Genomic DNA, 17,888 nt, shown 5'->3' with positions numbered 1-17,888 from the left:
AACTATGCGAGTTCAGGCTTCCGCATCTGCTGATGAATACAGTAGCTTATTTCAGCTGCATATCATCAATGATGCGCTGGATTTTCTCGCCGGCCAGCTTGTTGGCCAAGTCAAAGTCCACGGCGGATTTCAGAGGTTGCCGCACGCTGAAATAGAACTTGATTTTGGGCTCGGTGCCGCTGGGGCGGGCCGAGATTTTGCTGCCGTCTTCCAGAATGAACTGGAGCACGTTGGAGCTTTCCAGGCCGGTTTCAGTTTCGAGGTTGGTGCGCAGGTCGCGGATGCGGCCGGTATGGTAGTCGCGCAGCTCCACCACGGGCAGGCCGGCAATGGTGCGGGGCGGGTTGGCCCGTAGCTCGGCCATCATTTCCTGAATTTCCTCGGCCCCACGCTGGCCTTTTTTGGTGAGCGAAATCAGGTGCTCCTTATAAAAGCCGTAAGTGCAGTACATCTGCACCATTTCCTGGTACAGGGTACGGCCCTGGTCTTTGGCGGCCGCCGCCATTTCGGCCAGCAGGGCACAGGCCGAAATAGCGTCCTTGTCGCGCACGAAGTCGCCAATCATGTAGCCGTAGCTTTCTTCGCCGCCCCCGATGTAGTTCTGCTGGCCTTCCAGGTCGCGGATGATGCCGGCAATGTACTTGAAGCCGGTCAGCGTCTGGTAGGCTTTCACGCCTTGGTGGCGGGCAATGTCGCCTAGCACGTCACTGGTAACGATGGTGTACACGATGAAGTCCTGGTCGGTGGTTTTGCCGGCCTGGCTGCGGGCCGAGAGCAGGTAGTGCGTGAGCAGGGCAGCGGTTTGGTTGCCGTTTACCAGCACCCACTCGCCATGGTTGTTTTTCACGGCAATACCCACGCGGTCCGAATCGGGGTCGGTGGCCAGCACCAGGTCCGCGTCGAGGGCTTTAGCCTGGTCAAGGGCCATCTGCATGGCTACTTTCTCCTCGGGGTTGGGCGACTGTACCGTGGGAAAGTTGCCGTCGGGCGTGGCCTGGGCCTCCACGATGTGCACGTTGGTGAAGCCCAGCTGCGCCAGGGCCTTGGGCACCATGGTAATGCCGGTGCCGTGCAGCGGGGTGTACACAATCTTGAGGTCGTGCTGGCGCTGAATAGCAGCAGGGTTGATGCTCAAGGCTTTCACCTGAGCCAGGTAGGCCGCATCCAGCTCCTCGCCGATCAGGTGAATGCGTGAGTTGTTGGCCTCAAACCGCACGTCGGCCACCGACTGAATGGCCTCTACTTCCCGGATAATGTTCTTATCGTGGGGGGCCACTACCTGGGCCCCGTCGTTCCAGTACACTTTGAAGCCGTTGTACTCCTTGGGGTTGTGGGAGGCCGTTACCACGCAGCCGCTCTGGCAGCCCAGGTGGCGGATAGCAAACGACAGCTCGGGCGTGGGCCGCAGGGCTTCAAATAAGTACACCGTAATGCCGTTGGCCGAAAAAATACCAGCCACCAACTCGGCAAACAGCCGGCTGTTGTTGCGCGAGTCGTGGGCCACGGCTACCTTAATTTCCTGACCCGGGAACGACTGCACCAGGTAGTTGCTCAGGCCCTGGGCCGCCATACCCAGGGTGTAGCGGTTCATCCGGTTGGAGCCCGCCCCCATGATGCCGCGCAGCCCACCCGTGCCAAATTCCAGATTCCGGTAAAACGCATCCGACAGGAAATCATCCTGATTAGCGGCCAGCAGCTCGCGGATTTCGGCTTGCGTTTGATGGTCGTAGCTGGGCGTGAGCCAGTTGTTGATTTTGGCGTGGATTTCGGGCGTGAGGGCCATACGAAAGTGCTTTTGGGGGGATAAAGAGGAGTTCAGAGAACGGGAGTAAAGAAAAGAGGTTTTCCCGTCATTGCGAGGACGCAACGAGTAGTTAGGGTAAAGCTAAAAGCTAGTTCCCCTCCTTGGAAAGGAGGGGCTAGGGGTGGTTGATTATTGCTGAACGATGATTAGAACTAGCTCTAAAACTTGTTCTGCCGTTCATCAACCACCCCTGGCCCCTCCTTTCCAAGGAGGGGAACTAGACTTTAAAATTCTGCTTACAGATTGCCGCGCAAAGCCTGCTCCCGCTCAATGGCTTCGAACAGAGCCTTGAAGTTGCCTTTGCCGAACGACTTGGCTCCTTTGCGCTGGATGATTTCGTAAAACACGGTGGGGCGGTCCTCCACGGGCTTGGTGAAGATTTGCAGCAGGTAGCCTTCCTCGTCCCGGTCCACCAGCAGGTTCAGGTCACGGATGCTGTCCAGGTCCTCGTCGATTTGGCCCACGCGGTCCAGCAGGTCCTCATAGTAGGTGTTGGGCACCTGCAGGAACTCCACGCCGCGGCGGCGCAGCTCCGTTACGGTTGCCCGAATGTCGTGGGTGAGCAGGGCCATGTGCTGTACGCCGGCACCGTGGTAGAAGTCGAGGTACTCCTCAATCTGGCTCTTTTTCTTGCCTTCGGCGGGCTCATTGATGGGGAATTTTACGTAGCCGTTGCCGTTGCTGACTACTTTGCTCATCAGGGCCGAATACTCGGTGCTGATGTCGTCGTCGTCGAAGGTGATGAGCAGCTTGAAGCCCATTACGTCCTCGTAAAACTTCACCCACTGGTTCATTTCGCCCCAGCCCACGTTACCCACGCAGTGGTCCACGTACTGCAGGCCCACGGGAGCACCCTGCGGAATGCCGCTGGTTTTAGCCACGAAGCCGGGCAGGAAAGGCCCGTTGTACTTGCTGCGCTCCACGAAAGTGTGGATGGTTTCGCCGTAGGTGTAAATGCCGGCCATAGTTACCTCGCCGTGCTCATCCGATACGGTGTAGGGCTCAAAGGCGGGCCTGGCACCGCGCTTGGTGGTTTCCTCGAAGGATTTACGGGCGTCGTCCACCCACAGGGCCATTACCTTCACGCCGTCGCCGTGCTGGGCCACGTGGCGGGTGATGTCGGAGTCGGGCAGGAGGGAAGTGGTGAGCACCAGCCGGATTTTGTTCTGCTGCAGCACGTAGCTGGCCCGGTCGCGCTGGCCGGTTTCGGGGCCGGCGTAGGCCACCAGCTCAAAGCCAAAGGCGGCCTGATAAAAGTAGGCCGACTGCTTGGCATTGCCCACGTAAAACTCCAGATAATCAGTGCCGTTGAGGGGCAGGAAGTCGTGGGCGGGGTGGGCCTGCACGGCCGGTGAGGTCATGGTTTCCATAGAGAAACAGCTTGGGTGGCGGGTGGAAGTGTTGGTTGGGGTAAAAATACTGGTTTGGTCTAAATGATTCCCGTTGAAGGTCAACGATTCAGGAAAGGCAAGCCTAAACCCGCGCGGAAACGTATGTAGGCCGGGGCCGGAAGCGCGGGAAACTGCTGATTCCTCCCCACCTTTGCACCTTCACCTACTACCTTACCTAGTATGAATTCGGAAGAGCTGAACCGCGCCCTGGTGGCCCTCATCGAGAAGAAAGCCGAGCTGCACAAGCTCACCTATGACGATGCCCGCTACGACGACGTAGAGGAAGAGCTACACGACCTCGAGGACGATTTCAACGACGAATACGGCGCTTTCCTGGAAGCTGCCCTGGAAAAAGTACACAACGACCTGGGCTCCGACACCGACGTGCTGCTGCCCACGGCCTACCTGCCGGCCAACACCAGCGGCACGCCCACGCCCAAGGAAGGCGTCTGGATTGACTCCGAAAAGTACTCGGGCAAAGAGGCCCGCCTCACGCTGGTGCCCAACCCCACGCGCCTACTCATCACGGTAGGTAAAACGGTGCAGCAGGAAGTGTGGAAAGCCTAAATTTTTGAAAGCTGAGTGTTGAATTATGAATGATGAATTTTCAGCTTACATAAGCTGGTAGGCTGTCTGAACGGCTAATTCATCATTCATAACTCATCATTCAACACTCAACTCTCCATGCTCTACCGCATTGCACAGCCCGCCGACTGGCATCGGGCGCAGGAAACCGGCTTTTTTGAAAGCGCCGATTTAGCGGCCGAGGGCTTCATTCATGCTTCCGAGCCAGGGCAGGTGCTGGAAACGGCCCGACTGTACTACCGTGCCAGCCCCGGGGCAGTGCTGCTGGAAGTGGATGAAGCCGCGCTGGAAGCGGCAGGCATTCGGGTGGAGCGGGAGTGGGCCGAGCGACGCCAGGCGTATTTCCCGCACGTATTCGGGCGTATTCCGCTGGCGGCGGTGCGGCGCTTCTGGCCGTTTCCGGTGGCCCACGATGGTGCAGCCCACCTGCCCGTTGAAATAAATTAGACAAAACTGGAACTATTCTTGCAACGGCGCTATCAGCGGCCGGACCACCTGCTGGTCCGGCCGTTTTTGTTACAGTCTGATTCTTTTATTTAACGCCGATGCTTACTGCTACCCGTCTGTTTTCTATGCTATCAGCCGGAGGGCTGGCCCTGCTCTTATCCGCCTGCGGGGCCAGCACCTTCCTGGCCGTGGAGCCAGCTAATTCCAATGGTCCCTGGGTGAACGGGCACCCCACCAGCGTAGTCAGCCACCCCGATAGTGTGTACGTGCGCGCAGGCTTCCTTCGAGCCGACGATAACGAACTGGTATTTGAGGTGGCCTACCTGAACTACTCTGATAAGCCCATTCTCATTGCGCCCGAAACGTTCTACTACATGGCTGTGCCCGATACCCTGGCCGACAGCACCCGCGTACCAACCCAGTATTTCGCGGGCCGCCGCTTAGCCGCCGACCCGGAAGTGCGGCTGGTTCAGCTACAGGCCAGATTGAAGGAGCAGGAGCGCAAAGCCACTAACGTGAGCTGGTTTGAAATCCTGACCACCGTGACCGACTTAGCCGAAGACGTGTCCAGCATCAAGAAAAAGGAAACCGACCAGCAAGTTGCGGAGCGCGAAGCCCGCCACCAGGATAACCAGGCCTTTTTCGATAACCAACGCCTCGACCACGCCGACCAGGCACAGCAGCTGTACTCGCAGACCACAGCGCTGGAAGCCGTAGTGCTACGCAAGAACACGCTGGCTCCCGGCCAAGGTTTGCGCGGGCAGGTGTTCTTTCCGCGCCTGGATGTGGCGCGGAAGCTACGCCTAGTGGTGTTCTTCGATGAGCGGCCGGTGCAGTTCATCTTCAACCAAGCGTTGCGGGGCACCCGGCAATACCAGCCTGCTCCTGCCGCTGTAGCGCAAACAGAACCTCGTTAACACAGAAAAAGCCAGCGGATGCTTCCGCTGGCTTTTTCTGGAAGTAAAGCGCAAGTGCTATTTCAGCGCAACCAGCACTTCCTGGTTTTCCCAGCGCAGAATCAGGCCCTGGGGCGTTACCTCATACACCAGCCGCTCGGCCATGCTGGGGGCTTTGCGCGGGGTGGTCGTTACGCGGAGGGCGTCCTGCTTTTCATCGTACTTGAAAGCGCCCCACTGCTTGGCCGTTTTGTTGAAGATAACCGTCCATTGTTTCTCCGTTGGGATGACAAACAGCGCGTAGGTACCGGCGGGCAGGGCTTTGCCTTCTACCATCAGGGGTTGGTCGGTGGTGAAAGTGGTGGCTTCGTTGGCACCGGCCCGCCACACCTGGCCGTACGGAACCAGCCCACCCCAAATGGCGCGGCCCTTCACGGCGGGGCTGCTGTAGGCTACTGTTACGGTGGCTTTGCCGATTTTGCCGGTGGCCGTAGCGGCTGGGCTGGGCTTTTCTTTGGGGGCATCCTGGGCCTGACTGTGGCCGGCCCAAAGAATACCAACCAGCAACAGCAGTAGCACGCGGAAAAGACGAAGATTTTTCATTGGTGTGGGAAGGAGAGTGATGAAAAAAATACCCAGCCCCTTGGCAGAGGCTGGGTAAATTACAAAGTCGGCACCAATTGGTTTTAGCGGCCCACCAGCGGCTACACGAAGTCGGCCAGCTCCAGCCAGCGCAGGCCCTTGTCGTCGAGGGCAGTTTCGGTGCGTTTCAACTCAGCGGCCCAGTCGGCCAGCTCTTGGTGGGAGCCGGTGCCGGAATTGAGTTTCTCAATCAGCTCTTCTTTGCGAGCTTCCAGCTGCCCGATTTCCTTTTCCAGGGTTTCGTACTCTTTTTTCTCGGCGAAGGTGGCTTTGCGCTTGGGCGGGGCCGCCGCCACAGGGGCAGCTACCGGGGCCGGAGCCGGCGCGGCGGCTACGGCCTTGGCGGCGGCGCGGGCGGCTTTGGCTTCCTTCTCGGCCGCTTCCAGGGCGGCTTCGGTTTCCCGCTCGGCCAGGTACTCGCGGTAATCGGTGTAGTTGCCGGGGAAGTTAAGCACCTGCCCGCCGGGCTCCAGCACAAACAGGTGCTCGGCCAGCTGGTCGAGGAAGTACCGGTCGTGGCTGACGATGAGCAGGCAGCCCGAGAAGTGCAGCAGGAAGTCCTCCAAGATATTCAGCGTACCGATGTCCAGGTCATTGGTCGGCTCGTCGAGAATCAGGAAGTTGGGGTTCTTGATGAGCACCCGCAGCAGCTGCAACCGGCGCTTCTCGCCCCCGCTCAGCTTGCTGACCAGCGTGTACTGCTGGGCCGGCGGAAACAGGAACAGGCTCAGAAACTGGCTGGCCGTAAGCACGTCGCCGTTGGCCAGCTCAACCACTTCGGCCACTTCCTTCACAATGTCAATTACGCGCTGCGAGGGGTCGAATTCCAGCTCCGTCTGGGTGTAGTAGCCGAACACGGTGGTCTGGCCCACGTCCACGGTGCCCGAGTCGGGCTGGAGTTTGCCGGTGAGCATGTTCAGCAGCGTGCTTTTGCCCGCGCCGTTGGGGCCCACCAGCCCGATGCGGTCCTTCTTTTTGAATACGTAGCTGAAGTCGTCCAGCACCACGTTGTCGCCGAAGCGCTTGTTGAGGTGACTGGCTTCGATGATTTTGCCGCCCTGGCGGGTGGTTTTCACGCTCAGCTCCACCTGCTGCTTGCTCAGGTTGGTGCTGGCCTTCTCCTTGGTCACGTAGAAGGCGTCGATGCGGGCTTTCTGCTTGGTGCCGCGGGCCTGGGGCATACGGCGCATCCACTCCAGCTCCTTCTTGAACAGCTGGCGGGCCTTTTCCACCTCGGTGGCTTCGCGCATTTCCCGGTCGGCCTTCTTCTCCACGAAGTAGGCGTAGTTGCCCTGGTAGCGGTACATCTGGCCCTTGTCCAGCTCCACAATTTCGTTGGCCACCTTGTCCAGGAAATATCGGTCGTGGGTTACCATGAGCAGCGTCAGGTTCGGCGACGACAGGCGGTTCTCCAGCCACTCAATGGTGGCCAGGTCCAGGTGGTTGGTGGGTTCGTCCAGCAGCAGCACGTCGGGCTCCTCAATGAGCACGCGGGCCAGGGCCACGCGCTTGCGCTGCCCGCCCGAGAGCATGCGGATATTGCGGTTCAGCAGCTCGCCCAGAATGCCCAGCCGGCCCAGAATCTGCTGCACCTGCGCCTCGTAGTCCCAGGCGCTGAGGGCATCCATGCGCTCCATCACGCGCTGCAGGTCGTCGGGGTCGTGGTTGGGGTCGTTTACCACGTGCTCGTATTCCTTGATGGCTTTGAGCGTATCGTTCTGGCTGGCGAAGATGGTTTCCTCCACCGTCAGCGTTTCATCAAAGTCGGGGTTCTGGCCCAGGTAGGTTACCCGGATGCCCTTGCGCACGCTTACCTCGCCGGTATCGGGCGGCTCAATGCCGGCCAGCACCTTCATGAGGGTAGTTTTACCGGTGCCATTGATGCCCACAAAGGCCACGCGCTGGCCCTGTTGCAGGCCAAAGTTCAGGTCCTTAAACAGCCAACGGTCGGCGTAATTTTTTCCGAGGTTCTCGGCAGATAGCAAATTCATGCCGCAAAGGTACACTGTGGTGAAATGGTGAGTTGGTGAAATGGTGAGTTTTATGTTCAATCTGCGTCAGCCATGCTGGCAAAACATCAAACTCACTATTTCACCAACTCACCATTTCACTGATTATATCACCCGTACCCGGTCCCGGTTGGTGTCGTCGCGCAGGATTTCGAGGCCCCGGTAGGCCAGGGGACGGCCGGTATTGTGGGTCAACTCGCCCCCGTCGGCGTGCAGGTGGGCCACATCCAGAATCAGCTGATTGTATTTCCGTTCCCCCAGCTCAATGGCAACGGGGCGGCCGTGGCTGGAGCTGAAGGTGGCCAGGGCCTGGTCAATTTCTTCCAGAATTTTACTCATAGTGCAGCAAATGGGGCGCGGTCAGTGCAGAAATATAAAAAGTTGTCCGGATTTATTCGGGCCCGGCCCACCTGAGGCTGCGTGCAGCTCCGGGAAAACACAGAAGAGGAACCCCGCCTTGCCCCGGTTGACCTGGGTTGAAGGCAGTGTTCCTCTTCGTATTTTTTTCCTTGGTTCCGAACTGCCCGCTTAAGCGTTGGTTGTGGTGGTCAGGCTTACCTCAATATTGCCTCGGGTAGCGCGCGAGTAAGGGCAGATGCCGTGGGCGGCTTCCACCAGCTGCTCGGCCTGCGCCTGCTCAAAGCCAGGCAGGTTCACGTGCAGATCGGCCGAGATGCCGTAGCCGCCATCTTCAGCCTTCCCAAAGCCGATGAGCGCCTCCACCGTTACGTCCTGCAGCTTCACGCCGGCCTGGCGGGCGGCCACACCCAGTGCCCCTTCAAAACAGGCAGCATAACCGGCGGCAAACAACTGCTCGGGATTGGTCGCGCCGGCTTTGCCGGGGCCACCCATCTCCTTTGGGGTGCTCAGTGTCAGGTTCAGCACGTCATTGTTGGTGCTGATGGCGCCGTCGCGGCCCCCTTTGGCTTTGGCCTGAGCCGTAAATACTTTCTCGATTTTCATGAGAAACAGAATAAAAAGTAGAAAAGGAAGAAAAGCTGATTTATCTCAGCCGGGTAAGTAGTTGAGTGAGCTGGTTGCGCAGGGCCTCAAACTCGGCCTGCGGCAAGCCCATTTTTTCAAAGAGCTGCTCCGGAATACGGCAGGCGGGTTGCTGCAGTGCCACCCCGGCCGGCAACAGCCCGATAATTACGGACCGCTCGTCGCGCGGGTCGCGGCGCCGACTGATAAGCTGGCGCTGCTCCAGGCGTTTCAGCAGGGGGGTAAGCGTACCCGAATCAAGAACTAGGTGCTCGCCTAATTCCTTTACAGTCCGTTCCTGATGCTCCCACAGCAGTAGTAGTACCAAGTACTGCGGATAAGTGAGGTCAAACTGCTCCAGCAAGGGTTGATACGCTTTGGTAATCATACGCGAAGCGGCATACAGAGGAAAGCATAGCTGGTTTTCCAGTTGCTGTAGCGGATTCACGGGCGTAAGAGGGGCAGGTGCTGCGTCCATGGATACAAAGAAAGACATTTTAATTGAATACAATTAAGTTGTGTGCAATTAAATTCAATGCAAGCAACTGCATTTGGATTTATGGCTTGGTTATCAGATTATTACTTGTAAAAAAAGGTCGTACGGCATTACGCCGTACGACCTACAAAAGCGAAACTAGGTACGGTTACGCTTGCTGGTAACCCTGCATTCCTCCAATGAGGTTGCGTACGTGGTCGAAACCATGCTGCACCAGAAAAGCCTTAGCCGAAGCGGAACGGCCGCCGCTTTTGCAGTGCACCACAATTTCCTGATGCTTTAGATCTTCCAACTCGTCGAGCTTGGTGGGCAACTCTCCCAACGGAATCAGACGGCTACCGTCAATACGGCTTTCCTCGTTTTCCCAAGGCTCCCGAACGTCGATGATCAGGGGGGCAGAGCCATTGGCCTGGCGCTCTTTCAGCTCGGTGGCGGTGATGTCGTTCATATGGGCGACTACAGAAAAAGGGTGGTAAAATGGCGGCTGATAGCCGGGGCCGTAAGGTTAACAAGAAAGCGGTAAACTGCCGCTGCTACGGCTGGGTTATTGACAGCCGCTTGGTTACAAGAAGTCCGTCGGCTCGGGTGAGGCGCACAAAGTACAGGCCTGCCGGCAACGGCAGCCGCACCACTGGCTGCCCGGCCTCTGCTGCGGGCTGCTCCCACACCACCCGGCCCACAGCATCCAGCACAGCGGCCCGGGCATAGCTCCCCGCAATCTGCACCCAGCCATCCGGCGTTGGGTTAGGATAGAGCTGATACTGCGCCACTACTTCGGCCGGGGCGGCCGTGGCCGTTACCACGCCGGTTGTCACGGGCCGCAGCATCAGGGAGCCGGCGGGGCTGTAGCTACTGGCCGTGGAAGCGGGGCTCCAGGCCCCGAATGAGTTGATGAAAAAGGAGTTAGCCGGTGGAGCATTGTTAAGATCCAGCAGAAACTGTACGAACTGCGAGGTAGGCGGATGGCCGTAGCCGGCGTAGAACCGGCCGCTCACCGGCACCGGCGCATCAAACGGAATTTCGATGAACGTCTGGCCAGGTGGTAGCGTGGTTGGAATGGTGAAGCTTTTGGTGGCCTTGGGCGTGGCCGCCGGTTGCCCACTGCCATTGTCGTCCCAGATGTTGATGGTAATGGTTCGGCCACCTGCCGTAAGCAGCAGCGGCGCCAGTCGGATAGCCCGGATCTGGTCGGGGCGGTTGAGGTCGAAGCGCAGGGCGTGGTAGCTAGCGGGGCCATTGCTGGCCGGCGGCAGGCTCACGGTTGCTTCGGCCGTACCATCATCATAGGCGTAGTAGTCGGTTAGGTCCGTGAGGCGCGTGATGGTGTCGTTGGGCAGTGTGAGCGGGTTGGTTTCGTTGCTAAGCAGCACCAGGCGCTGCCGCAACTGCTTGGCGGCGGGGGTGGTGGGCACTGCTGCCAAGCGAGGGTTGCCTATAATGGGCTGCTGGCGCAGGCCGGCATCCAAGGAGCGGTTACCCTGCAGAAACCGGTTGCTGCCGCCACCCACCACATCCAGATAGCCTTCCCAGGAAATAGGTGTGGGGGCGGGGCCGGCATCGAGGTTATTCATGCTGGTGGCGGTTCGGTCAGTCAGCTCCTGGGCGGCGTTGAGGTTGAACTGCACCACCGGCATAGCTGCAAACCGCTTCAGGGCGCTGGGCAAAGGCTTGCTGAGGGCAATGTCGCGGTAGCTGGAGTCGGTGGCGGTGCGGTTCCGGTCAAGGCGCACGTAGTCCATGCTCCAGGCGTCGCGGTTGTTGTACAGGTAGCCGCTCACCCGAAACCGAAACTGGAAATTCGGGTGCAGAAAACCCGCCTGGTTAACCGGCAGCGCCTTAAAGCGGAAGTTAGTAGTGTCGCCGGGGCTACGCAGCTGCCACACCTGCTGCCACTGGTCGTTTACATCCTTAAAGTCAACGTAGAGCGCAATGGGCCGGGAGCCGCTGGGTGAGGGCGGACCGATAACACTGCCTGCCTGCCAGAAAAAGCTCAAGAACACGTTGCTGCCCGTTGACAGGCCACCCAGATTGAGCGCCTGGGAAGTGAGGGTGTCGGCGTCGCCAATCATGGAAACCACGCCCCGCGGCTGTCCTTTGCCGTTCAGCCCATCAAGGGTGGCCACGCCCCGGCTAATGGGGCGGCGCGGGAAGCGGTTGTTGATGAGGGCACCGCCGGCCGTTTCCCAGCGCTGCCCGTCGGGAGCACCTTCTTTCTGCCGGGAGAAATCATCGAAGAATGGCAGGGTCAGGGCCGTAGGCCGCTGGGCCGCCGCCGGTGCTACCAGGGCATGAGGCGGCTCCGCGCCCAAGGGCTGCACTACCTGAGCCCGCCCGGCGGCTGGCAGCAACCCGAGCAGCACGGCCGCGCCGCATAAAGAGCGTAACGAAAAAGTCATGAAGGCAAAATAAGGAATTCGCCGCGGGGTAGCGGCAGAACGGTATTCCCTCACGCCTAAAAGCGGCAAAAGGTTCGTTGGAGCACAACGAACCTTTTACGGTGTTAGTGTCATCGGATTGTCATTCCGACCGATGGGAGAAATGACAGTTACTCTACGGCTTTCACCGGCTCCTTGCCGGCCACCCACAAATCAACCAGCTGGCCCATGCGGATGGTGGAGCCGGTAGTAGCGGCTGGGCGCTGCTTTACCACGCTGCCTTCCGTTTGACCATCCTCGGGCTCCTGGTAGAAGATTTCGCCTACTTGCAGGCCCTGACCCACCAGCAGGGTAGTAGCCTCATCGGCGGGCATGTTTACGAGGTTAGGTACGGGAAATTCCTGGTTGCCCAGACCGTCGCCCACCTCCAGGTCCACGCGGGTGCCTTTGGTGATGGATGCGCCAGCGGCTATTTCCTTGCCGTTCACCAGCTGTTTCAGCACCGCATCCTTCTGGATGTTCGGCACAAATTTCAGCTGGCCCACCACCAGGTCGTAGCTTTTCAGAATCATCTGGGCGTTTTTCACCGAGCCATCCGTGAGCTTGGGCATCTTGATAACGGGCGGGTTTTTCATGGAAACCGACACGTAGATTTTACGCCCTTCCTTCACTTTTTCGCCCGCCTTGGGCTCCTGGGTAAGTACCGTGCCCGGCCGGATGCCGGCATCGTAGGTGCTGTCGTCCACGAAATAGGCGAGGTCCCGGTCGTCGAGGTAGTCCTCCAGGTCAGCCTGATTCATACCGGTAATCTTCGGTACCACAATGGTTTCGCCGTGGTTGGTGGTAATGGGCAGATAGACAAAGAAGAAGCCGAGCACCAGGGCGGCCGTGGCTACCGCAATAATCAGCACATGCTTCAGCAGGTCGGCCGGCGTATCGGAGCGAAAAAAGGACATAGGAGCGTAAGCTTTGGCTTGCGTAATCGGCCCCGCACATGGGGGCCGGAGAGGGTGAGGAAATAAACGGGTGGCGTAAGCCAAGGCTTGCGCCGGGCGCCGGCTGCCCAGGTAACGCACGGCGCAAGCTTTAGCTTGCGCCACGGTTTTCGATTAGCTTAACTGCTTTTCCGTGCGCTGCTTGCCGAACTCCAGAATCCGGTCGATGAAGTCGTAGGGCGTGTAGCCGGCCAGGGCCGTTTGGTGGAAGATGCAGGTGGCGGGCGTCATGCCGGGCAGGGAGTTGACCTCAATGATGATGACCTCAACGGCCCCGTTCTGGCGCACCCGCACAAAGGCATCGATGCGGGCGTAGCCCTGAATATTCAGGATTTCGGCCACCCGGCGCAGCTCCTTTTTCACCTCCTCCGACACGCGCTGCCGCTCCGAGAGGTCAGCGGCGTAGCGGGCCGGGGTGATGTTCTGGCCTTCGCCGGCCAAAAACTTCTCTTCCAGGCTCAATACCTCGCCGGTAGCCAGCGCTTCGGAGGCCTCAAATACCTCAATCTGCAACTGTCCGTTCTCGTCCCAGTGCGTGAGCAGGCCGCCGGTTACTTCCAGGAAGTGGGCCGCGCCGTCCCGGTCAATGAGAGTTTCCACCAGGAAGGCTTCCTTCTGCGGAAATTCCTCCTTAAAGCCCAGGCTAAGCGTGGTAGCGTCGGCGGGCATGAGGTCTTCCTGGCTGCGGAAGATAAGGCGGGTAAAAGCCTCCAACTCCTGGCGGCTCTTGATTTTCTTCACGGCCGAGGAGCAGCCGTCGTCGGCGGGCTTGGCGATGAAAGGGTAGGGAAATTGAGTTTCGAGGCTGCGGTAAAAGCCCTCGGCGTCGGCGTTCCACTCCAGGCGGTTGGCCATACGGTGCTCGGCTACGCGCAGGCCGGCCTCTCGCAGGCGCTTGTTGGTTTCGAACTTGTTGATGGTGATGCTGGAGCTTTCCACGCCCGAGCCGTTGTAGGGCAGCCCGAATTTCTCCAGCTCCCGCTGCAACGCACCGTCCTCGCCGGGGCGGCCGTGCAGGGCAATGAACACCTCATCCACCATGCCCGCCAGTTCCTCAAACGATACGCGCCGGGGCTGGGCTGTGGGCTGACCGGCGTAGGTGCTGGTAATGCCCTGGGCCTCGCGGCGGATGCGCTCCAGAATGGGGTGCAGGCCGTGGCCCGCTTCCATGTGCTCCACTTTCTCCCGGATGTCGTCGGCGTTGTCCTTCAGCATCACGTTGATGGGCAGCACGTAGAGGCGGAATTCCTGGCTGTTGCCGGTCAGAAACACCGGCACCGGCTCATACTTGATGCTGGAGCTGAGCTTCTCGTAGATGTTCCGCCCACTCTCCACCGAAATGTGCCGCTCCGAGGAGTAGCCACCCATAATTACGGCTACTTTGGTGCGGGTGCGCTCCTCCGAGGCCCGGGCCGCTACGGCTGCATCCAGTTGGGCCAGCAAACCAGCCAGCTTCACCGGCCGCAGCCCCCCGCGCCGCCGGGCCGCTATGGAGGTACGAATAAGGTAGGTGAGGAACTGGCTCGGGTTCAGCCCGATTTCGGCGGCCTGGTGGAAGAAGAACGAAGCCGGCAGCATGCCGGAGGTAGTGTTCGGGTCGTTGAGGAAAAGCTGAGTTTCTGGTTTCTGGTTTCTGGTTTCTGGCTGGTCGTTCGAGCTAGCAACTAGCAACGAGGAACCAGAAACTATAAATCCATCGAGGCGGGCGTACACCTGAAACCCAAACGTGCGGAACATTTCCTCGCAGGCCTCCCGGATGCGCTGAATGTCGGCCTCGGGTAAATCGATGGGCGTGACCTTACGGGAGAGGCCAGGCAGGTACTTCGAGCGGTAGTCGAACATTTCCTCGCCCTTCACAATTTCCGTGGGCGGCAGGGCCAGGGGCTGCCCGTCGGCGTCTTCCACTACAATGCAGGAAAACTCGCGGCCCTGCACGAAGCTCTCCACCAGCACCTGCGTTTCTCCTTCCACGCTGGTCAGGCGTACGGCTTCGGCCTTGGCAAGCCGCTGGTTAAGGGTAGTTAGCAGTTGTTCAGGCTGGTGAATCAGTTGCGCGTTGTCAGTTGCCGGTTGCCAGTTGGCAGAAGCGGCCAGCTCGTTTGGAGCAGGCAACTCAAAACTGGTAACTGGCAACTCAACTACCACCGGCAAGCCAATACCGTCCCGGATGTCTACCAACTGCTGCAGCCACACCACTTTCTGCGTGTCCGACAGCGCCTGCCATTCCGTTTGCGTGACGGTTTTGCGGAACAGGCTGCGCTCCATAGCGGTGGCAAACTTGTTCACGTCGGCTTCGCGCAGGATGCTGATACCAATGCTGCTGCCCTGGCGCGGGGCCTTGAATACCAGCGGCAGGCCCAGCTCCCGTACTAGGTAGTCGAGGGTGGCCTGCGCATCGGTGGCGTCCCATTCCTCGGCCGTAATCAGGCGGAAATCGGGGGTGGGACGGTCCAGGGCTTTGAGCAGTTTCTTCTGGGCAATCTTATCGATACCGAAGGCCGAGGGCAGGATGCCGGAGCCCGAATACGGAATGCCGTACCACTCCAGCAGGCCCTGAATAGCCCCGTCCTCGCCGGCCGGGCCGTGCAGGGCCAGGAAGGCGAAATCAATCAGGCTGGCTAGCTCCCGGGGTTCCACGCGGCGGCCCACTTCCGAGATGATGCGGTCCTGCTCCTCCAGGCTCAGCTCACCCAGGCTTTCGAAATACATCTGCACCGGCAGTTCCGTGCGCGGCAGCGCCGACACGGGCGGGTAAAAGTCCCGGATGGTGCCTTTGTAGATGTACTCCCAGTTCAGCAGAATGAAGTTGCCCCGGCTGTCCACGAATACGGGTACGGCCTCAAACAGGGACTTATCCAGATTATCGTACACGGTGCGGCCGCCCGCAAAGCTGATTTCCCGCTCGCGCGACGGGCCACCGAAGAAGATGCCAATTTTCATATCGAAGGCAAAGATAGATAATGAGGTGACAGGTGAGGAGGTGACAAGTGGGTACGGGATGCAGAGGCGTAGCCGCAGTATCTCGCGTGCTGATGAAATAGTGGTAACAATGTCAGCACGCGAGATTCCTCGACTTCGCCTCCGGTCCCTGGCTTGATACGCCACATGCTCGGAATGACGTTCTGCTTGTCACCTGTAACCTCATTTACCATTCCCTATCTTCGCCCCAGCCAAACCCCATTTCCTGTTCCATGAAAACGCTTGATCAGTACAACTTCGCCGGCAAACGCGCCGTGGTGCGTGTCGATTTTAACGTGCCGCTCGACAAAAGCTTCGCCATTACCGACGATACCCGCATCCGGGCTGCTACGCCTACCATCAAGAAAATTCTGCAGGATGGGGGCTCCGTGGTGCTTCTGTCCCACCTGGGCCGGCCCAAAGGAGGCCCTGAGGATAAGTTTTCCCTCAAGCACCTGGTGGCTCGCTTAAGCCAGGAGTACGGCCAGGAGGTACAGTTTGCCGCCGACGCCCTGCAGGCCGAAGCCCAGGCCAGCGCCCTGCAGCCCGGCCAGATTCTGCTGGTAGAGAATGTGCGCTTTTACGCCGAGGAAGAGAAGGGTGCCCCCGAGTTTGCCGCCAAGCTGGCCAAGCTCGGTTCCGTGTACGTGAACGATGCCTTCGGGGCGGCGCACCGCAAACACGCCTCCACCGCCGTTATGGCCGAGTCGTTTGCTGCCGAGGACCGCGTGGGCGGCTACCTGCTGCAAGGCGAGCTGGACAACGCCAAAAAAGTATTGGAGCAAGCTGAGCGCCCTTTCACCGCCATTATGGGTGGAGCCAAGATTTCCGACAAAATCCTCATCATCGAGAAGCTGCTCGACAAGGTGGATAACCTGCTCATCGGGGGTGGTATGGCCTACACGTTTGCCAAGGCCCAGGGTGGCCAGATTGGCAACTCCCTGCTGGAAGCCGACAAAATGGACCTGGCCCTGGAGCTAATTGAAAAGGCTAAGGCCAAAGGGGTAAACCTGGTGCTGCCTACCGACAGCCTCATTGCCGATAAGTTCGCCAACGACGCCGCCACCAAAGTAGCTTCCAACCACCAGATTCCGGACGGCTGGATGGGCCTGGACCTGGGCCCCGAGTCCATTAAGGCGTTCAGCGAGGTGGTGCGCAATTCCAAAACCATTCTCTGGAACGGCCCCATGGGAGTATTTGAGATGAGCAACTTCGCCAAAGGCACCGAAACCGTAGCCCAGGCCATTGCCGATGCCACCCAGCAGGGGGCCTTCAGCCTCATCGGGGGCGGCGACTCGGCCGCGGCTGTTAACCAGCTCGGCTTCTCGGAGCAGGTAAGCTACATCAGCACCGGCGGCGGCGCCTTGCTGGAGTACATGGAAGGCAAAGAGCTGCCCGGCGTAACGGCTTTGGGGTAAACGGTGAAATGATGCGGGCGTGAGCTGTCAGTGCGGGCAGCACCCGCAGGGTAGCGCCGCTACTCTGGCCTTCACAAAAAGCCAAGCCTCAGAATGCAAAAAGCCCCTGACGTCTGCGCTGGCGTCAGGGGCTTTTTGCATACGTCTGCGTTTCGTGCTTGAATATGGAAGGGTTGGGTGCGCGCTGCCCGCACTGACAGCTCACCTCCTCGCTACAGCATCATTTTACTAGTTCACGTACGGCGTTTCCAGGTCCTGGCCCATGAGCTTTACCGGGTCCAGGGAGAGGCGGCCGGTGAGGCGGGTGCTCAGGGTGCGCAGTTCGTGCTCAGACAGCACGTGCAGCTGGTGCAGCCAGTGCAGGCGGTGCAGCTGCAGCTCAATGGGGCCCAATGGATTTACGGTGGCGTACTCCTCGCGCAGGTAGGCATGGGCCCGCAGCCGCATGGCATCCACGAACGTGTCGAGCGCGTCCCGCTGGCCCGGCTGGTGCCGGAGGGTGAGATGGATGCGGTTGGTAATCAGCTGCACCCGCCGGCCTCGGTAGCGGCGGATGAGTATCACCGCCAGCAGGCCCAGCAGAAAGCCACCGCAGGCCACCCATAGCTCCATGGGCAAGGGGGCCTTATCGTGTAGCAGTCGGCTCAGACCCTGTACCAGCACCCAAATGGCTACCCAGGTACCAGCTGGCGGCATCCGGAGGGGCCCCGGCCGGTGGTATTCCAGCCCTACCGGCAGCAGCTCTTCGTAAGGAATTTCTGTTTCCAGCCACGCCTCACCCCGGCGGTTGCGCTGACTGATGTGCAGCCCGTGCTGCCGGAGCAGCAGCAGGGTAGTACCCCGAAAAATATGTGATTGAGCGAATTGCGGAACGGTCATGTAAGCGTGCCG

At 59.6% G+C, this 17,888-nt stretch carries 16 protein-coding genes; 4 read left to right on the top strand and 12 right to left on the bottom strand.

The features are described from left to right. Positions 1-46 precede the first annotated feature (46 nt). Both EI290_RS12735 and hppD read right to left on the bottom strand, forming a co-directional pair. Entirely contained in the window at positions 47-1,783 is a 1,737-nt protein-coding gene (locus EI290_RS12735) for a phospho-sugar mutase (protein ID WP_125430796.1), read from the bottom strand. A gap of 257 nt (positions 1,784-2,040) precedes the next feature. Next, a complete protein-coding gene (gene hppD, locus EI290_RS12730) occupies positions 2,041-3,174 on the bottom strand; it encodes a 4-hydroxyphenylpyruvate dioxygenase (protein WP_185816978.1) in 1,134 nt (377 codons plus the stop codon). Between the two features lie 201 nt (positions 3,175-3,375). Here hppD and EI290_RS12725 point away from each other — a divergent pair, with 201 nt between their 5' ends. The 3 genes from EI290_RS12725 to EI290_RS12715 all read left to right on the top strand — a co-directional run bounded on the left by EI290_RS12725 (position 3,376) and on the right by EI290_RS12715 (position 5,144). After that, positions 3,376-3,762, top strand: coding sequence for a hypothetical protein (locus tag EI290_RS12725; protein ID WP_125430793.1), 387 nt, complete (start codon positions 3,376-3,378; stop codon positions 3,760-3,762). A 117-nt stretch (positions 3,763-3,879) separates the two neighbouring features. After that, positions 3,880-4,227, top strand: coding sequence for a DUF952 domain-containing protein (locus EI290_RS12720; protein WP_125430790.1), 348 nt, complete (start codon positions 3,880-3,882; stop codon positions 4,225-4,227). Between the two features lie 125 nt (positions 4,228-4,352). Then, positions 4,353-5,144 carry a hypothetical protein gene (locus tag EI290_RS12715; protein ID WP_125430787.1) on the top strand — a complete coding sequence of 264 codons (792 nt, stop codon included), beginning with the start codon at positions 4,353-4,355 and terminating at the stop codon, positions 5,142-5,144. Between the two features lie 57 nt (positions 5,145-5,201). Here EI290_RS12715 and EI290_RS12710 read toward each other — a convergent pair whose 3' ends face one another. The 9 genes from EI290_RS12710 to EI290_RS12670 all read right to left on the bottom strand — a co-directional run bounded on the left by EI290_RS12710 (position 5,202) and on the right by EI290_RS12670 (position 15,561). Further along, positions 5,202-5,726: a DUF2911 domain-containing protein gene (locus tag EI290_RS12710; protein WP_125430784.1), complete on the bottom strand. Its 525-nt coding sequence runs from the start codon at positions 5,724-5,726 to the stop codon at positions 5,202-5,204. A 101-nt stretch (positions 5,727-5,827) separates the two neighbouring features. Further along, complete coding sequence (locus EI290_RS12705) at positions 5,828-7,756, bottom strand: ABC-F family ATP-binding cassette domain-containing protein (RefSeq protein ID WP_125430781.1); 1,929 nt, start codon at positions 7,754-7,756, stop codon at positions 5,828-5,830. Between the two features lie 123 nt (positions 7,757-7,879). Beyond that, positions 7,880-8,113, bottom strand: coding sequence for a hypothetical protein (locus tag EI290_RS12700; protein WP_125430778.1), 234 nt, complete (start codon positions 8,111-8,113; stop codon positions 7,880-7,882). A gap of 189 nt (positions 8,114-8,302) precedes the next feature. Continuing rightward, positions 8,303-8,737, bottom strand: coding sequence for an organic hydroperoxide resistance protein (locus EI290_RS12695; RefSeq protein WP_125430775.1), 435 nt, complete (start codon positions 8,735-8,737; stop codon positions 8,303-8,305). Positions 8,738-8,777: 40 nt separating this feature from the next. Further along, positions 8,778-9,233: a MarR family winged helix-turn-helix transcriptional regulator gene (locus EI290_RS12690; RefSeq protein WP_125431235.1), complete on the bottom strand. Its 456-nt coding sequence runs from the start codon at positions 9,231-9,233 to the stop codon at positions 8,778-8,780. A gap of 166 nt (positions 9,234-9,399) precedes the next feature. Next, positions 9,400-9,699 (bottom strand): rhodanese-like domain-containing protein, encoded by a 300-nt coding sequence (locus EI290_RS12685; protein ID WP_125430772.1) that lies wholly within the window; start codon positions 9,697-9,699, stop codon positions 9,400-9,402. Positions 9,700-9,784: 85 nt separating this feature from the next. Next, complete coding sequence (locus EI290_RS12680; RefSeq protein ID WP_125430769.1) at positions 9,785-11,647, bottom strand: T9SS type A sorting domain-containing protein; 1,863 nt, start codon at positions 11,645-11,647, stop codon at positions 9,785-9,787. 149 nt (positions 11,648-11,796) lie between these two features. Continuing rightward, positions 11,797-12,582, bottom strand: a complete 786-nt coding sequence (locus EI290_RS12675; protein ID WP_125430766.1) for a PASTA domain-containing protein — start codon at positions 12,580-12,582, stop codon at positions 11,797-11,799. Between the two features lie 153 nt (positions 12,583-12,735). Then, positions 12,736-15,561, bottom strand: coding sequence for a D-alanine--D-alanine ligase family protein (locus tag EI290_RS12670; protein WP_125430763.1), 2,826 nt, complete (start codon positions 15,559-15,561; stop codon positions 12,736-12,738). A 251-nt stretch (positions 15,562-15,812) separates the two neighbouring features. Here EI290_RS12670 and EI290_RS12665 point away from each other — a divergent pair, with 251 nt between their 5' ends. Next, positions 15,813-16,997 (top strand): phosphoglycerate kinase, encoded by a 1,185-nt coding sequence (locus EI290_RS12665; RefSeq protein ID WP_125430760.1) that lies wholly within the window; start codon positions 15,813-15,815, stop codon positions 16,995-16,997. 228 nt (positions 16,998-17,225) lie between these two features. Here the strand turns inward: EI290_RS12665 and EI290_RS12660 are convergent, their stop codons facing one another. Beyond that, positions 17,226-17,876, bottom strand: a complete 651-nt coding sequence (locus tag EI290_RS12660) for a hypothetical protein (protein ID WP_125430757.1) — start codon at positions 17,874-17,876, stop codon at positions 17,226-17,228. Positions 17,877-17,888 lie beyond the last annotated feature (12 nt).

It is taken from the genome of Hymenobacter metallilatus, assembly GCF_003944705.1.
In the GTDB taxonomy this organism is placed as follows: Bacteria; Bacteroidota; Bacteroidia; order Cytophagales; family Hymenobacteraceae; genus Hymenobacter; species Hymenobacter metallilatus.
The sequence above is the reverse complement of the archived record's forward strand: the minus strand, read 5'-3'. Positions and strand labels throughout refer to the sequence as shown.

Excerpts from the sequence above, each read along its gene's own strand:
- EI290_RS12735 (WP_125430796.1), bottom strand. The coding sequence starts at position 1,783 with ATGGCCCTCACGCCCGAAATCCACGCCAAAATCAACAACTGGCTCACG.
- hppD (WP_185816978.1), bottom strand. The coding sequence starts at position 3,174 with ATGGAAACCATGACCTCACCGGCCGTGCAGGCCCACCCCGCCCACGAC.
- EI290_RS12725 (WP_125430793.1), top strand. The coding sequence starts at position 3,376 with ATGAATTCGGAAGAGCTGAACCGCGCCCTGGTGGCCCTCATCGAGAAG.
- EI290_RS12720 (WP_125430790.1), top strand. The coding sequence starts at position 3,880 with ATGCTCTACCGCATTGCACAGCCCGCCGACTGGCATCGGGCGCAGGAA.
- EI290_RS12715 (WP_125430787.1), top strand. The coding sequence starts at position 4,353 with ATGCTATCAGCCGGAGGGCTGGCCCTGCTCTTATCCGCCTGCGGGGCC.
- EI290_RS12710 (WP_125430784.1), bottom strand. The coding sequence starts at position 5,726 with ATGAAAAATCTTCGTCTTTTCCGCGTGCTACTGCTGTTGCTGGTTGGT.
- EI290_RS12705 (WP_125430781.1), bottom strand. The coding sequence starts at position 7,756 with ATGAATTTGCTATCTGCCGAGAACCTCGGAAAAAATTACGCCGACCGT.
- EI290_RS12700 (WP_125430778.1), bottom strand. The coding sequence starts at position 8,113 with ATGAGTAAAATTCTGGAAGAAATTGACCAGGCCCTGGCCACCTTCAGC.
- EI290_RS12695 (WP_125430775.1), bottom strand. The coding sequence starts at position 8,737 with ATGAAAATCGAGAAAGTATTTACGGCTCAGGCCAAAGCCAAAGGGGGC.
- EI290_RS12690 (WP_125431235.1), bottom strand. The coding sequence starts at position 9,233 with ATGGACGCAGCACCTGCCCCTCTTACGCCCGTGAATCCGCTACAGCAA.
- EI290_RS12685 (WP_125430772.1), bottom strand. The coding sequence starts at position 9,699 with ATGAACGACATCACCGCCACCGAGCTGAAAGAGCGCCAGGCCAATGGC.
- EI290_RS12680 (WP_125430769.1), bottom strand. The coding sequence starts at position 11,647 with ATGACTTTTTCGTTACGCTCTTTATGCGGCGCGGCCGTGCTGCTCGGG.
- EI290_RS12675 (WP_125430766.1), bottom strand. The coding sequence starts at position 12,582 with ATGTCCTTTTTTCGCTCCGATACGCCGGCCGACCTGCTGAAGCATGTG.
- EI290_RS12670 (WP_125430763.1), bottom strand. The coding sequence starts at position 15,561 with ATGAAAATTGGCATCTTCTTCGGTGGCCCGTCGCGCGAGCGGGAAATC.
- EI290_RS12665 (WP_125430760.1), top strand. The coding sequence starts at position 15,813 with ATGAAAACGCTTGATCAGTACAACTTCGCCGGCAAACGCGCCGTGGTG.
- EI290_RS12660 (WP_125430757.1), bottom strand. The coding sequence starts at position 17,876 with ATGACCGTTCCGCAATTCGCTCAATCACATATTTTTCGGGGTACTACC.